Source organism: uncultured Desulfosarcina sp. (assembly GCF_963664155.2).
Lineage (GTDB): Bacteria > Desulfobacterota > Desulfobacteria > Desulfobacterales > Desulfosarcinaceae > Desulfosarcina.
Window position 1 is genome coordinate 2,185,367 of record NZ_CAXXXH010000001.1, and the last position, 14,847, is coordinate 2,200,213.

Annotated in this window: 13 protein-coding genes; 9 read left to right on the plus strand and 4 right to left on the minus strand. The window is 58.0% G+C overall.

From position 1 onward, the window contains the following. Positions 1–39 precede the first annotated feature (39 nt). The 8 genes from meaB to hypB all read left to right on the plus strand — a co-directional run bounded on the left by meaB (position 40) and on the right by hypB (position 9,375). Positions 40–1,026, plus strand: a complete 987-nt coding sequence (gene meaB / locus ACHZBS_RS10010; RefSeq protein ID WP_319406355.1) for a methylmalonyl Co-A mutase-associated GTPase MeaB — start codon at positions 40–42, stop codon at positions 1,024–1,026. Positions 1,027–1,193: 167 nt separating this feature from the next. After that, on the plus strand, positions 1,194–2,747 hold the full coding sequence (locus ACHZBS_RS10015) for a carboxyl transferase domain-containing protein (RefSeq protein ID WP_319406356.1): 1,554 nt from the start codon (positions 1,194–1,196) through the stop codon (positions 2,745–2,747). 44 nt (positions 2,748–2,791) lie between these two features. Beyond that, a complete protein-coding gene (locus tag ACHZBS_RS10020; RefSeq protein WP_319406357.1) occupies positions 2,792–3,001 on the plus strand; it encodes a hypothetical protein in 210 nt (69 codons plus the stop codon). 69 nt (positions 3,002–3,070) lie between these two features. Continuing rightward, complete coding sequence (locus tag ACHZBS_RS10025) at positions 3,071–5,098, plus strand: pyruvate carboxylase subunit B (RefSeq protein ID WP_319406358.1); 2,028 nt, start codon at positions 3,071–3,073, stop codon at positions 5,096–5,098. A gap of 94 nt (positions 5,099–5,192) precedes the next feature. Next, positions 5,193–6,359: an ADP-forming succinate--CoA ligase subunit beta gene (sucC, locus tag ACHZBS_RS10030; protein ID WP_319406359.1), complete on the plus strand. Its 1,167-nt coding sequence runs from the start codon at positions 5,193–5,195 to the stop codon at positions 6,357–6,359. A gap of 185 nt (positions 6,360–6,544) precedes the next feature. After that, positions 6,545–7,414 (plus strand): succinate--CoA ligase subunit alpha, encoded by an 870-nt coding sequence (gene sucD / locus ACHZBS_RS10035; RefSeq protein ID WP_319406360.1) that lies wholly within the window; start codon positions 6,545–6,547, stop codon positions 7,412–7,414. Between the two features lie 424 nt (positions 7,415–7,838). Further along, the gene (gene hypA, locus ACHZBS_RS10040; protein WP_319406361.1) at positions 7,839–8,192 is read left to right on the plus strand and encodes a hydrogenase maturation nickel metallochaperone HypA; all 354 of its coding nucleotides are present in this window, start codon (positions 7,839–7,841) and stop codon (positions 8,190–8,192) included. Positions 8,193–8,580: 388 nt separating this feature from the next. Beyond that, complete coding sequence (hypB, locus tag ACHZBS_RS10045) at positions 8,581–9,375, plus strand: hydrogenase nickel incorporation protein HypB (RefSeq protein WP_319406362.1); 795 nt, start codon at positions 8,581–8,583, stop codon at positions 9,373–9,375. 218 nt (positions 9,376–9,593) lie between these two features. On the opposite strand, the gene nifS is transcribed toward hypB, so the two are convergent. Beyond that, a complete protein-coding gene (gene nifS, locus ACHZBS_RS10050) occupies positions 9,594–10,766 on the minus strand; it encodes a cysteine desulfurase NifS (protein ID WP_319406363.1) in 1,173 nt (390 codons plus the stop codon). 3 nt (positions 10,767–10,769) lie between these two features. Continuing rightward, positions 10,770–11,594 (minus strand): Fe-S cluster assembly protein NifU, encoded by an 825-nt coding sequence (gene nifU, locus ACHZBS_RS10055; RefSeq protein ID WP_319406364.1) that lies wholly within the window; start codon positions 11,592–11,594, stop codon positions 10,770–10,772. Between the two features lie 227 nt (positions 11,595–11,821). On the opposite strand from nifU, the gene amrB reads away from it, so the two are divergent. Beyond that, the gene (amrB, locus tag ACHZBS_RS10060) at positions 11,822–12,673 is read left to right on the plus strand and encodes an AmmeMemoRadiSam system protein B (protein WP_319406365.1); all 852 of its coding nucleotides are present in this window, start codon (positions 11,822–11,824) and stop codon (positions 12,671–12,673) included. Between the two features lie 162 nt (positions 12,674–12,835). Here amrB and ACHZBS_RS10065 read toward each other — a convergent pair whose 3' ends face one another. Both ACHZBS_RS10065 and ACHZBS_RS10070 read right to left on the minus strand, forming a co-directional pair. Continuing rightward, positions 12,836–14,164: a nicotinate phosphoribosyltransferase gene (locus ACHZBS_RS10065; protein WP_319406366.1), complete on the minus strand. Its 1,329-nt coding sequence runs from the start codon at positions 14,162–14,164 to the stop codon at positions 12,836–12,838. Then, positions 14,161–14,682 (minus strand): isochorismatase family cysteine hydrolase, encoded by a 522-nt coding sequence (locus tag ACHZBS_RS10070; RefSeq protein WP_319406367.1) that lies wholly within the window; start codon positions 14,680–14,682, stop codon positions 14,161–14,163. Before ACHZBS_RS10070 ends, ACHZBS_RS10065 begins: the two co-directional genes overlap by 4 nt. Positions 14,683–14,847: the final 165 nt, after the last annotated feature.

Sequence of the window (14,847 nt, forward strand, 5' to 3'; positions counted from 1 at the left end):
TCAAAATACTTTAAGCGACCATGGGAGCCATTTTTCCCGATGGGTGATAAAGATCCCGACTATTATATCGACGGCGTCCGATCCGGCAACCGCCGGATCCTGGCCAAAACCATCACCCTGATCGAAAGCGCGCACCCCGCGCACCGGAGTCTGGGCCGAACCGTGGTGGATCGTTTGCTACCGGAAACAGGAAAGGCCGTGCGCCTCGGCATCACCGGCGTTCCCGGTGTCGGCAAGAGCACTTTCATCGAGAGCTTCGGCATGATGCTGGTGGAAAACGGCCTTCAGGTGGCGGTGCTGGCCGTAGACCCCAGCAGTACCCGCAGCGGGGGCAGCGTCATGGCGGACAAAACCCGCATGGAACGGCTTTCCGTTGCGCCGGGTGCGTTTATCCGCCCGTCACCCTCCGGCGGCACCCTGGGCGGCGTAGCCCGCATGACCCGGGAGACGCTGCTGATCTGCGAGGCCGCCGGGTTCGATGTGGTGCTCGTAGAAACGGTTGGGGTAGGGCAATCGGAAACCACGGTGGCCTCCATGGTGGATTTTTTCCTGGTCCTCATGCTGGCCGGTGCCGGGGACGAGCTTCAAGGCATCAAAAAAGGAGTGCTGGAACTGGCCGACGCGGTGGCCATCAACAAGGCCGACGGCGACAACCTGGAAAAGGCGCAAAAGGCCCGACGATCCTATGAGATGGCCCTTCACCTGCTCAACCCGGCAACGCCCACCTGGTCGCCGCCGGTGCTGACCTGCAGCGCCTTGACAATGGCAGGAGTCGACACACTTTGGGAGACCATAAAGGATCACCGCAAGCGGCTGTCGGCCACCGGAGAATTGGATGAAAAGCGTCGCTACCAGGCGTTGGCCTGGATGGGATCCCGCATCGAGGACGGACTCAAGGAGCGTTTTTACAGCCATCCTAAGGTCAAGGCCCGGTTACGTGATATCGAAGCGTCCGTGGCGCGGGGAGAACTCTCCCCCACCGTGGGCGCTGAAACGCTTCTTTTTTTGCTTGACAACAATCGCTGAGTCTATAAGGGTTACAGGCTTGGTTTCAGGCATACATTCCACAGGAAAAAAATTTTAACCATTTATTTTCTTTATTATATTTAATTTGCGGACGGCTGACGGATTACTTTCATCATTGCCCGGCAGCTAGTCAAAATGGTCTGCACTTCAGGTGAAAGGAATGTGACATGGGTATCGTGAAGGAAAAAATCAAGGATCTCAAGACGCGCGAAGCGCGCATTCTTGAGATGGGTGGGAAAAAACTCGTCGCCAAACACAAGGAAAAAGGCAAACTGACCGCCCGCGAACGGCTGGGAAAATTGTTCGACAAGGGGACCTTTCGGGAAATCGACATGTTCGTTAAGCACCGCTGCGTGAATTTTGGCATGGAGGAAGTCGACATTCCCTCGGACGGCGTCATCACCGGGCACGGCATGGTTGATGGCCGACCGGTATTCGCTTTTGCCCAGGATTTCACCTCCCGGGCGGGAAGCCTCGGAGAGATGCAGGCCAAAAAAATCTGCAAAGTCATGGACATGGCCCTCAAAGCCGGCGTCCCCTTCGTGGGCCTCAACGATTCGGGCGGTGCCCGCATCCAGGAGGGCGTGGATGCCCTCTCCGGCTATGGCCAGATCTTCTATCGCAACTCGCTGGCCTCCGGCGTGATCCCCCAGATTTCAGGCATCATGGGTCCCACCGCCGGCGGCGCCGTCTATTCACCGGCCATGACCGATTATATTTTCATGGTGAAAAACACCAGCTACATGTTCATCACCGGCCCCGAGGTGATCAAATCGGTCACCGGCGAAGAGATCAACTTCGAGGACCTGGGCGGCGCCATGGCCCACAATGAAAAAAGCGGGGTGGCCCAATTTGCCTGTGAGAGCGACGAAGACGCCATCAATCAGATCAAGCGCCTGCTTGCCTATCTGCCGGCCAACAACATGGAAGAGCCGCCGGTGGTCGATACGGGCGACGATCCCGCGCGCACGGACGAAAACCTCAACACCATCATCCCGGACAGCCCCAACAAATCCTACGACGTGCGCGATGTGGTCCGTTCCATCGTCGACAACGGCGATTTTTTCGAGCCCTTCCAATACTTTGCCACCAATATCCTGACAGCCTTTGCCCGGCTCAACGGCCGCACCATCGGCATCATCGCCAATCAGCCCATGGTCATGGCCGGCTGTCTGGACATCAATGCATCGGACAAGGCGACGCGGTTCATCCGCTTCTGCGACGCCTTCAACATCCCGCTGCTCACCATCGCCGACGTGCCCGGGTACCTGCCCGGCAGCCAGCAGGAGTGGGGCGGCATCATCCGCCATGGCGCCAAGCTGCTCTGGTGCTACAGCGAGGCCACGGTGCCCAAACTGTTGCTGGTAACCCGTAAGGACTACGGCGGTTCCTACCTGGCCATGTGCTCCAAGGACCTGGGAGCCGACTTCGCCTTTGCCTGGCCCACCGCCGAGATCGCAGTCATGGGCGCCGGCGGTGCCGCGAACATCATCCACCGCAAAGAGATCAAGGAGGCCACGGATCCCAAGGCCAAACGGGCCGAAAAGATCGCCGAATACGAGGAGTTGTTCTCCAATCCTTACTGCGCCGCCCAGCGGGGCTACATCGATGCCGTCATCGAACCGGCCCAGACCCGGCCGCGACTGATCGCCGCCCTCGAGGTCATGTGCAGCAAGCGGGAACTGCGCCCGCCGAAGAAACACGGCAACATCCCCATGTAGCGGCCCTGTAAAAAAGCTAACCGAACCCAAAAAAGGTGCGATTTATGGATGCAAATGAAAAAAGACTGGCCGCCGCCCTTGCCGCGGTCACGGCCTATATCCAGACCGAAGAGGAAGCGCTGGTCACGCCCCCCCCCGAAAGGCCGCGGCCCCGCCGCTTTGACCAGGGCAACCTGTGGAGCCTGTCCGGCAGGCAGGGCATGATGAACATGCGCAACCTCATGCAGATGAAAACCTTCAACCGACTCCGTTAACACCGGGAGGAACCGTTGGAACCGAGCAAGCCATTAAACATCCAATTTTTTTAAGAGGAGAGCCATACGATGAGTGACCACGATCAAGTCAAAATGACCAAAATGAATTACGATGTGAACCGGCCCAAGGCAGAAAACCCGTTGAAGGTCATGGATCTGAGCCTGCGCGACGGACACCAGAGCCTGTTTGCCACCCGCGGGCGCACCGAGGACATGATTCCGGTGGCCGAACTGATGGACCAGGTGGGTTTCTGGGCCGTGGAAACCTGGGGCGGCGCCACCTTCGACACCATGCACCGCTTTCTCAACGAAGACCCCTGGGAACGCATCCGCACCCTGAAGCGCTATTTCAAAAAGACGCCTTTTTCCATGCTCCTGCGGGCCCAGAACCTGGTGGGCTACCGCAACTATGCCGACGACGTGGCCAACGCGTTCATGGACCGCGCCTGCGAAAACGGCATGGACGTCTTCAGGACCTTCGACGCCCTCAACGATTACCGCAACTTCCAGACCGTCGTACCCAAGATCAAGGAGTACGGCAAGCATTTCCAGGGCTGTATCTGCTACACCATGACCGAACCGCGCCTGGGCGGCGATGTCTATAATCTGGACTACTACGTCAACAAGGCCAAAGAGCTGGAGGCCATGGGTGCCGACAGTGTCTGCATCAAGGACATGGCCGGCCTGATCGCCCCCTATGACGCCTACGAAATTGTCAAGGCCCTGAAAGCCGCCGTCAAAGCGCCCATCCACCTGCACAGCCACTTCACCTCGGGCATGTCGCCCATGAGCCACCTCAAGGCCATCGAGGCGGGCGTGGACATCATCGACACCTGTATGACCCCTTATGCCTACCGCACCTCCCATGCCGCCATCGAACCCCTGATCATGGCGCTGCTGGGCACCAACCGCGACACCGGCTTCGACATCAAACTGATGGCCCGGATCAACGAGATCTTCGAAAAAGAGGTCATGCCCAAGTACAAACACCTCCTGGACGACTCCAAGATGTCCATCATCGACATCAACGTACTGCTGCACCAGACGCCGGGCGGCATGCTCTCCAACCTGGTCAACCAGCTGCGTGACATGGACGCCCTGGATAAAATCGGCGAGGTCTACAAGGAACTGCCGCGGGTGCGCAAGGAACTGGGCCAGATTCCGCTGGTCACGCCCACCAGCCAGATCGTGGGCATTCAGACGGTCAACAACGTGCTCTTCGATACCCCGGAGGAGCGTTACAAAATGATCACCGGGCAGGTCAAAGACCTGTGCTACGGCCTTTACGGCAAGACCGCCGTGCCCATCGATCCCGAAGTGCAGAAAAAAGCCCTCAAGGGCTACGACCGCGGCGAAGAACCCATCACCTGCCGTCCGGCAGAAGTGCTGGAGCCTGAGATGGCGAAGGCCAAGGCCGAAATCGGCGACTTGGCCGTGGATCTGGACGACCTGGTCACCTACGCCATGTTCCCCGTCACCGGCAAGAAATTCCTGCAGTGGAAATACGGCAAAGAAGAGGCGCCCGCGTCGGTAAAGCCCATCACGATGGAGCAGGTTAAAAAACAGGACGCATTGCTCAAGAAAGCCAAGGCCGGTGAACTGGTCGAAAAGAAGAAAGACGCCCCGGCCAAGGGCGAAAATCTGCGCACGTTCAACGTTTTCGTGGACAACGAGTACTTCGAGGTGGGCGTGGACGAAGTAGGCGGCAGCCCCATTCTGAAATACGCCCAGCAGATTCAGCTTGCCGGCGGGTTGCCGGCGGCCACGCCCGCGGCACCGGCTGCAGCGCCTGCAGCGTCTGTGTCTGCACCGGCTGCGGCTCCCGCTCCGGCAGCCGAGAAGAAAGCCGCTGCACCGGCACCCGTACCGGCTGCCGACACATCCGGCACCCCCCTGCCCGCGCCCATGCCCGGCATGATCGTCAAGTACGACAAGAAAGTGGGAGACGAGGTCAGCGCGGGCGAAACCGTGGTGATCCTGGAAGCCATGAAAATGGAAAACGCCCTGTCCGCGCCGGCTAGCGGCACAGTCAAGGCGATCAACTATGCCTCGGGAGATTCGGTGGCCAAGGGAGACGTGCTTTGCGTGATCGGATAAGCCGGAAGTCGTGTGACCGATAAGAAGAGCATGGTCACCCGCCTCCGGCGGACAACCATGCTCTTCCTTTTTGAAAGGAGAAAGAGGCCCATCCATGAAAATTCATGAATACCAAGCCAAAGAACTGTTCCGCAAGAACGGCGTGGCCGTTCCCGACGGTCAAGTCGCCTTTACCGTCGAAGAGGCCAAGGCAGTTGCCGATAAACTGGGCGCATACCCGGTGGTGGTGAAAGCGCAGATCCACGCCGGGGGTCGCGGTCTGGGCGGCGGCGTCAAGGTCGCCAAGACCGCGGAAGAATTCGACAGCTACGCCAACAGCATCCTGGGCATGAACCTGGTCACCAAGCAGACCGGCCCCGGAGGCAAACGGGTCAAGAAGCTGCTCATCGAGCAGGGGCTCAACATCGCCAAGGAACTCTACCTCAGCATTCTGCCGGACCGCGCCACGGCCAAGATGATCATCATGGCGTCCGAAGCCGGCGGCATGGACATCGAAACGGTGGCCGAGAAAACGCCGGAGAAGATCATCAAGGTGTACGTGGACCCCAATGTGGGAATCCAAGGGTACCATCTGCGGGGGGCGGCTTTCGGGCTCAATATGCCCAAAGCCTCCATGAAGCCCTTTACCGTGCTGTTAAAAAACCTGTACAACCTGGCCGTCAACTACGACTGCTCCCTGGTGGAAATCAATCCTTTGATCATCACTGCGGAGGATGATGTCATCGCCCTGGACGGCAAGATGGATTTCGACGACAACGCCCTGTACCGCCACCCCGATGTAAAAGAATTCCGCGACCTGGATGAAGAAGATCCCACCGAGGTGGAGGCCGGCACCCACGGCCTGAACTACATCCACCTGGGCGAAGGCGGCAATGTGGGCAACATGGTCAACGGGGCCGGGCTGGCCATGGCCACCATGGACTGCATCAAATACGCCGGCGGTAAACCGGTCAACTTCCTCGACGTGGGCGGCGGCGCCAGTGCCGAACAGATTGAAAACGGCTTCCGCATCCTGCAGAGCGACGAAAACGTCAAGGCGATCCTGATCAACATCTTCGGCGGAATTCTGCGCTGCGACCGGCTGGCCAACGGTGTGGTCCAGGCTGCCGAGAAGGTGGGCCTGCGTGTGCCGGTGATCATCCGCATGGAGGGCACCAACCTGAAAGAGGGGCGCAAGATCCTGGCGGATTCGGGCCTGGAGCTGATCAATGCCAAAGACCTCAAGGACGCCGCCGAGAAACTGCAGGAAGCCATTCAGTAGCAAACAGCATGGACACGACGGCGAAAACCAACCTGATTTCGGAAGGCTTTGTAAGAAGCGCCGAGGTCAAGGCTTGCGGATCCCGAGGAGTGAGGCATACGGGTAGTACTCCTCAACGACGAGGGATTCGCATAACGCAGATATCGGACTTCTTACGAAGCCGCTACAAAAGCGAGGATTGAATCGTGAGCATCTTAGTCAACAAAGAGACCAAATTGTTGGTGCAGGGCATTACTGGGAAAGAAGGTCAGTTCCATGCCCGCGCATGCATTGATTACGGCACCCAGGTGGTGGCCGGTGTAACTCCAGGCAAGGGCGGCCAGAAGATGGACGACGTTCCCGTTTTCAATACGGTGGCCGATGCCGTCAAGATCGCCGGAGCCAACGCCGCCATGATTTTCGTGCCCCCGCCCTTTGCCGCCGACGCCATCATGGAAGCGGCCGATGCCGCCGTTCCCCTGATTGTCTGCATCACCGAAGGCATTCCGGTCATGGACATGATGCGGGTGAAGAACTATCTCAAGGACAAACCGGTGCGCCTGATCGGTCCCAACTGCCCCGGCATCATCACTCCCGGCGAGTGCAAGATCGGCATCATGCCCGCCGCCATTCACCAGCCGGGGAAAATCGGGGTGGTCTCCCGTTCCGGCACCCTGACCTATGAAGCCGTCCACGCCCTGACCACGACCGGCCTGGGCCAGACCACTTGCATCGGCATCGGCGGCGACCCGGTCAACGGGACCAATTTCATCGACTGCTTGGAGCGCTTCCAGGCCGACGATGCCACCGAAGGCATCGTCATGATCGGCGAGATCGGCGGCGACGCGGAAGAGAAGGCAGCCGACTATATCAAGGCTAAGGTCACCAAACCGGTGGTGGGTTTCATCGCCGGTCTGACGGCGCCTCCGGGACGGCGCATGGGCCATGCCGGCGCCATCATCAGCGGCAGCAGCGGCACCGGCCAGAGCAAAGTGGCCGCCATGAAGGCCAACGGGATTCATGTGTGTGAAAACCTGGCGTATCTAAGCGATGTCTGCGCCGAAACCTTTAAATAAGTGGGGACGAAAAGGGCACCTCTCACCCGATTTTTGCGTTGCCTTGAACTCGGGCACGATCAACCCTTTCTGAATTTGTCTGATAGATATTTGACCAAACAGACGGACGGTCTTTGCGGACCGTCCTTTTTTTATGAGGTTGAACAAATTCCGGCCGGATGATAATTGATCCGCTGGGCAACCTGATCACCCCTCACCCCGGCCCTCTCCCCTCGATGGGAGAGGGTGCAGTGGTAGGCGGTTTAGCCTGATAATGAACCTTTGTTGGGGAAACGTCCCCTCGCCCCTTGGGGTGAGGGGGCAGCAACATGCCATACAATCAGGAAAAAAATCGGAAGTCCGATGACGGATGGATGCCAGAGGTCCGGAATCGGTCATTCAACCTCTGAGTTCAGACATCGGACCTCGTTCCTCGGAGAAAACCATGCACGAAATGGGCATCGCCATGGAGATCGTGGATATCGCCAAGGCATCCATCCCGGAAGACATGCAAGGCGCCAGAGTCCGGCGGGTCAACCTTCAGGTGGGCAAACTGTCGGCCATCGTGTCCGACAGCCTGCGGTTTTGCTTTAACCTGGTCGTCAAAGACACGCCATTGGAAGGGGCCGAACTGGCCATCGAGGAGTTGCCCGTGGTGGCCCGCTGCAAGGATTGCCAGACCCAATGGACCGTTGAGGAACCGGTGTTTACCTGTAAGAACTGCCAGGGCGGGGCCATCGACATTCTCTCCGGCCGCGAACTGGATATTAAGTCCATTGAAATCGAAGACGAGGATTGACGATTGCATAAAAACCCGATATCTGCGTTACGCTTCATCCCTCGTCACTGCGGAGTACCCATAGGTACGCCTCATTCCTCGGGATTGAAGATTCCCTGCGGGAAATCTCCGCCGAAAAAAGGACGATCTATAAAGTTCGCTCGCGGAACCCGCTCGCTTTCGCGGCTCGCAAGCCTTGATCTCGGGCTTTTTACAAAACCGCCTGAAATGTAACTATTTACGTATTAATGGAAGAGGCGATTTCAAAATGCTGCAGTTCGGCTAAAATTAAGGCGGAGCGATGATTTCAACCGGAGGCATACACGCAGTATTCCGAGGATTGAAATGGGAGCCCAACGCAGATATTGGTCGAAATGGGGCGTTTTGAGATTTCCTCGAAGGATTGATTATGTGGTTTTTCTCTAATCGCATCACCCGACGCTATCATCACGATCATAAGCAGCACGGCCCCCACGACCATCACCACCATGATCACCATAATCACGATCATGACGTGGAATCCCGGAAATCGGGTACCCGTGAGATCAAGGTGGTCCGGCGGGTGCTGGACGCCAACGACATCATGGCCGACCGCATGCGAACTGTTTTTGCCGAGAAAAAGGTCTTTGTCTTGAATATGATGAGTTCGCCGGGTTCCGGCAAAACCACGACGCTGCAGAAGACGCTGACCCGCATCATGCCGGACCTGCACTGCGCGGTGATCGTGGGCGACATCTGCACCACGAACGATGCCGACCGCCTGGCTCAGTCCGGCGCCCCGGTAACCCAGATCAACACCGACGCCTTCGGCGGCGACTGCCACCTGGCGGCCCATGTGGTGGAAAGGGCCGTGGCCGACCTGGACCTGGACGCCATCGACCTGCTCATCGTGGAGAACATCGGCAACCTGGTCTGCCCGGCCGAGTTCGATATCGGCGAAGACAAGCGCGTGGTGGTGCTCTCGGTCACCGAGGGCGAAGACAAGCCGGCCAAGTACCCGCTCATGTTCCGCGAATGCGACGCCACGCTGCTCAACAAGATCGACCTTTTGCCCTACCTGGATTTCGACATGGACCTGGCCCGGACGACCATCGCCAATGTCCACCCCGGCATGCCGGTGTTCGAAATTTCCGCCAAAACCGAAAAGGGCTTTGACGCATGGATCGGGTGGCTGGTGGGGCAGGTAAAAGCCAAGCTAAGTTAAAACAAGTATCCAATGCCGAACAAGGAAACGCAGAATGGTGAACTGGGTTTATTGGTTTGTTCGTTGAATTGGTTTGATTGGTTATAGGTGAGCGTCCCTACGCTGAACGCTGAGGGCACGCTAATTTTTCGTTGCTGCAGGCTAAAAACCAAAAAGCGCGGTGTTTCCCGGTCCAACCGGAAAACACCGCGCTTTTTATTTAACGGCCGGTCAAGCCGTCAGGAGGCTTTTTGCGCCTGCTGCCAGAAGGGCGACATCTGGCGCAGGCGTTCGATGATCGGCGGCATCTTCTCGATGACGAAATCGATCTCTTCTTCGGTGTTGTATATGCTCAGGCTGTAACGGATGGAACCGTGGGCCGCAGTGAAGGGCACCCCCATGGCCCTCAGCACGTGGGAGGGCTCCAGGGAGCCCGAGGTGCAGGCCGATCCGGACGAAGCGCAGATCCCGTACTGGTCCATCAGCAGCAGGATGCCTTCCCCCTCGATGAACTCGAAAGCAATGCTGGTGGTATTGGGCAGGCGGTTCTCCGGGTCTCCGTTGACCATGCTGCTGGGCACACGCTTGAGCAGTTCGGTCTCCAGTTTGTCCCGCAATGCCCGCACCCGGGTGTTCTCGTCCTGCATGCAGTCCATGGCCAGCTGGGCGGCCCGACCCATGCCGATGATGGAGGCGGTATTCTCGGTGCCGGCCCGGCGTCCGCGTTCCTGATGACCGCCCATGAGAAAGGGAGCGAACTTGGTGCCCTTGCGGATGTAAAGCACACCGATGCCCTTGGGCGCGTGCAGTTTGTGTCCGGAGAGCGACAGCATGTCGATGGCGGAGTCAGCCATATTGATGGGTATCTTGCCCACAGCCTGGACCGCATCGGTGTGAAAGACGATGCCTCGCTCGCGCACCGTTTTTGCAATCTCCTCGACAGGGAAAATCGTTCCGGTTTCGTTGTTGGCCCACATGACGCTGACGATGGCCGTATCGTCGGACAGCTTCTTGTAGAGATAATCCAGATCCAGGCGCCCCTGCCGGTCCACCGGTACGAAGGTCACCCGATAGCCGTTTTTGGCCAGGTGCTCGCCCAGATTTTTCACCGCCGGGTGCTCCACCCGGGTCGTGATGATGTGTTTTTTCTCCGGATGGGACCGGATGGCAGCATGGATGGCCGTGCTGTCGCTTTCGGTACCGCAGCTGGTAAACAGGATCTCCTCGGGCTGGGCCCCCAGCAGGCTGGCCACCTGTTCGCGGGCCGTCTTGAGCTTGGCGCCCACGTTGCCGCCGAATGCGTGCATGCTGGAGGGGTTACCGTAAAGGTCGGAAAAGTAGGGCAGCATCTCCGCTACCACTTCGGGGGCGACGCGGGTAGTGGCATTGTTGTCCATATAAATGGGTTTCATGCGCTACACCTCCTCGACGACCAGATCCTGGGAAACCAACTCCTTGAGTTTGTTTTCCACGTAATGTTTCAGGGTAATCTGGGATTTGCTGCACGACGCGCAGGTGCCCCGCAGCTTCACCATCACCCGGTTCCCGTCCACATCCACCAGTTCGATATCTCCGCCGTCCTGGTTCAACGCCGGCTTGATTTCCCGTTCCAGGGTGGCATCAATCATCTTGATTTTCTGGATGTTCGTCAGGTTTTCGGGCTTTTTGGCGGCCCGGGGGGTGTTGCCCATCACCTTGTCGATAATGAACTGGATCTTGTCGTGGCAATTTCCGCAGCCGCCGCCGGCCTTCACATAATCGGTGACGTCTTCGATGCTGGTCAGGCCGTTTTCCTTAACGGCCCGCTCGATCTGCACATCGGTAACACCGAAGCACTCGCAGACGATTTCCCCCTCGATCTTTTTCTCGGATTCCCCGCGATAGTAGGCGATTGCCTTTTCCATGGCATCCCGCCCCATGACCGAACAGTGCATCTTCTCTTTGGGCAGGCCGCCCAGATAATCGGCGATATCTTCGTTGGTGACTTTGGCGGCCTCTTCCAGGCTCATTCCCTTGATGATCTCCGTCAGGGCCGACGAGGAGGCGATGGCGCTGGCACAGCCGAAGGTCTGGAACTTGGCATCGGCAATTCGCTGATTTTCGTCAAGCTTGAAGGTTAGCTTGAGTGCGTCGCCGCAAGCCAGGGACCCCACCTCCCCGATGCCGTCGAAATCGTCGATGAAGCCGACGTTTCGCGGGTTAAGAAAATGATCCTTCGTTTTTTCCGTATAATCCCACATGGTCTCCTCCACAGTAACAGGGTACTGTCAAATATTATCGAATACGGGACGCCTCACGGCTTTTGAACCCGTCCGTTATCATTACTCGGTATACCATAAGCATGATCTTATAAAAAAAAAGTCGTGACCTTGTCGTTTTTCTATGACAGAATTTTTAACCATAGAAAAATCGAAAACCCATTTTAAACAGTGTCTTTAAGGGTCTCAGCCAGAAGGGAGGCGCTGCCATGAATCTTAGAAAATCCGTCTTTTCCGGAAGCTGGTATCCATCGGACAAACAGGCCTGCGAAGACCTGATCCAACAGTTTCTCGAATCGGGCAAAAACCAGTCCGTTTCAGTGGCCAACCCCATCGGCGGCATCGTTCCGCACGCCGGCTGGTTCTTCTCCGGCAGCATCGCCTGCAACGTAATCCATCGACTGGCTCAGGCCGCATCGCCCGATGTGGTGGTGGTGTTCGGTATGCACCTGCACAGCGGTTCCCCCCGCACCATCATGCCCAAAGGGGAATGGGACACCCCCTTTGGTCCAATCGCGGTGGACACGGCCCTGGCCGATAAATTGACCCGCCTTTATACCTTCCAGCTGGAAACCCCCACCCGGTTCCAACAGGACAACACCATCGAGCTTCAGATGCCATTCATCCGGTATTTTTTCAAAGAGGCGCGGGTCGTGGCCATGGGCGTACCGCCGACAGCCGAAACCCTGGATCTGGCGAATTCAGTCGTAGAGACGGCACGGGAGTTGGATCTGCGTATTGCTGTCATCGGGTCGACGGATCTGACCCACTACGGTCCCAACTACGGATTCACCACCAAGGGCGTCGGTTCAAAAGCCGTGGAGTGGGTGCGCGACGTCAACGACCGGCGCGTGATCGATGCCATGACCCGCATGGACCCGGAAGCCGTGATCCGCGAGGGCCTGAGCAATGACAATGCCTGCTGCTGCGGGGCCGCGGCCGCGGCCATCGCCGTCGGCAAGGCCATGGGCGCCCGGAAGGCCGACAAACTGATCTACGCCACCAGCTATGACAAAAGTCCGGGAGACAGCTTTGTGGGGTATGTGGGGATGCTGTTTTGAAAAACAGGGTTCAAGGGGTCGAGGATTCGAGGGGTCAAGTATTACGCCAAAAAATTAAAGCGTCTTAAAGCCTGTATATCAGAAGTAGAACGAATGCTAAAACCCTGATAAAATCACTGGGGAAAAAACCCTCGGCCCCTTGAATACCCGACCCTTTTTCAATTATAAGCCCTTTTGTACCTCCATCAGTCGCTCACTGATCCCAACCGGATAAGGTTCCGCGTCCTCGAAACGTTTGTGCCGATTATCCAGCCGCTCGAAGTTTCCGGCAAAGCGTGCCCGAATCTCCTCCAGCGTCGGCATCGGCCCCACGGGTCGACCCTTTTCCATCACCGGTGCCAGAAGGGCGATCTTCCCGTCCGGAGAATCGTCTCGCAAACCGATGACATCCCCATTAAAAAAGCCGTTTTCGGCGATTTTACGAAACACCTGTTTTTCTCCTGCCAGGGTGATCTTGCCTTCACTGACCTTGCGCACATTCCTATCGCCCAGCCGAACCATTTTGTAGACCATGTCCAGGTAGGGGACATCGGCCGACACACCCATGCGGGTGCCGACGCCAAAGGCATCGATACGCGCGCCGCCGGCAATCAAGCGCTCCATGACATACTCGTCAAAGCCGCTGCTGGCAAAAATCTTCACATCCGGCAATCCCGCCTGGTCCAGTATCCGGCGAACCTTCCGGCTCAGGGCGACCATCTCCCCGCTGTCCAGACGGACGCCCAGCAGGGCGCTGCCCTTTTTCCGCATGCGATTGCCGACCAAGGCGGCATTTCTGGCCCCCTGCAGGGTGTCGTAGGTGTCGATGAGAAATACGGCGCTGTCCGGGAATAGGTTGGCGTAAGCCTCGAAGGCATCGGTTTCCGATTCAAAAGCGGTCACGAAGGAGTGGGCCATGGTGCCGGAAATGGGGATGCCCCAGATCTTGCCGGCCAGCACGTTGCTGGTTCCCGAAAAGCCGGCGATATAGGACGACCGGGCCACCGCCATCCCAGCATGGCTGCCTTGGGTGCGGCGCAGGGAGAAGTCGACGACCGGCCGTCCGGCCGCCGCGTGAACGCATCGGGCCGCCTTGGTGGCCATCAGGCTGGCGACGCCCATGGTATTGATCAGATAGGTCTCGATGATCTGGGCCTGGATCAGGGGCGCCGTCACCTCCAGCACGGGCTCCTCGGGGAAAAAAATCTCCCCTTCGGCCATGGCCATGACATCCCCGGTGAATCTCAGCGTGGCCAGGTGGGCAAGGAAATCGCGGTTGAACCGGCCGGACTGCGCCAGCCAGTCGATCTCCTCATCGCTGAAATGAAAGCGGGTCACGGCATCCACCACCTCCTGGAGCCCGGCGGCCACGAAATAGCCCCGCTTGGGGTGAGGGCGCACAAACAGGGAGAAGGTGGCCGGATCGTCCATTTGCCGGTCGAAATATCCGGCCGCCATGGTCAGTTCGTAAAGATCGGTAAACAGGGGGCCGGGGAATTCGGGGAAACTCATTGGATGGTCGCTCCGTAGAGCCGTTCCATTCGATTCAGGGCAAAATTGTGGGCCTCGGCGTCAAAATCGGCCACACCGGCACGCGGGACGATGGTTGGATAATCTCGGTTGGCCAGTCCGCCGACGGTGTCCATCACACAGATGGAAGTGCACACACCCACGACTTCCACCTCCGCAGGACCATATTCTGCGAGAATCTTCTCCAGATCGGTTCCGTAAAAACCGCTGTAGCGGGTTTTGGGCAGCACCCGTTCGCCGGGTTGCGGGGCAAGCGAGTCAATAATCCGGCTGCCCCAGGTGCCCGCCACACAGTGGGGGGGAAATTTTTCAAACTCCCGGTCGTCTTCGGCATGGGCGTCATGCAGGTACACCACCAGGCTGCCCGCCCGGCGGTGGGCCTCCAGCCGCAGGCGCACGAAGGGGATGATGTCCCGGGCACTCTGCCCGCAGTAAAGCGCCCCTTTTTCGTCGATAAAATCGTTGAGCATGTCGACAACGATCAACGCCGCTTTGATCATGGGGATCCACCTTTCCGGGCCGTTGATTCACCCGTCGATTGATGCAACCAAAATAGACCTCAAACAATCATTTGTAAACATATAGAAGAAACCCTCGGCCCCTCGAATCGGTGAGACCTTTAATGCACTGAATAACTGATGTTGATTAAGCGTTGCTTGGCTGGT

Bases quoted from the DNA above. Each gene is read 5' to 3' on its own strand.
- hypA (WP_319406361.1), top strand. From the start codon at position 7,839: ATGCACGAAATGGGCATCGCCATGGAGATCGTGGATATCGCCAAGGCA.
- meaB (WP_319406355.1), top strand. From the start codon at position 40: ATGGGTGATAAAGATCCCGACTATTATATCGACGGCGTCCGATCCGGC.
- nifU (WP_319406364.1), bottom strand. From the start codon at position 11,594: ATGTGGGATTATACGGAAAAAACGAAGGATCATTTTCTTAACCCGCGA.
- ACHZBS_RS10025 (WP_319406358.1), top strand. From the start codon at position 3,071: ATGAGTGACCACGATCAAGTCAAAATGACCAAAATGAATTACGATGTG.
- nifS (WP_319406363.1), bottom strand. From the start codon at position 10,766: ATGAAACCCATTTATATGGACAACAATGCCACTACCCGCGTCGCCCCC.
- hypB (WP_319406362.1), top strand. From the start codon at position 8,581: ATGTGGTTTTTCTCTAATCGCATCACCCGACGCTATCATCACGATCAT.
- ACHZBS_RS10065 (WP_319406366.1), bottom strand. From the start codon at position 14,164: ATGAGTTTCCCCGAATTCCCCGGCCCCCTGTTTACCGATCTTTACGAA.
- ACHZBS_RS10070 (WP_319406367.1), bottom strand. From the start codon at position 14,682: ATGATCAAAGCGGCGTTGATCGTTGTCGACATGCTCAACGATTTTATC.
- ACHZBS_RS10015 (WP_319406356.1), top strand. From the start codon at position 1,194: ATGGGTATCGTGAAGGAAAAAATCAAGGATCTCAAGACGCGCGAAGCG.
- ACHZBS_RS10020 (WP_319406357.1), top strand. From the start codon at position 2,792: ATGGATGCAAATGAAAAAAGACTGGCCGCCGCCCTTGCCGCGGTCACG.
- amrB (WP_319406365.1), top strand. From the start codon at position 11,822: ATGAATCTTAGAAAATCCGTCTTTTCCGGAAGCTGGTATCCATCGGAC.
- sucC (WP_319406359.1), top strand. From the start codon at position 5,193: ATGAAAATTCATGAATACCAAGCCAAAGAACTGTTCCGCAAGAACGGC.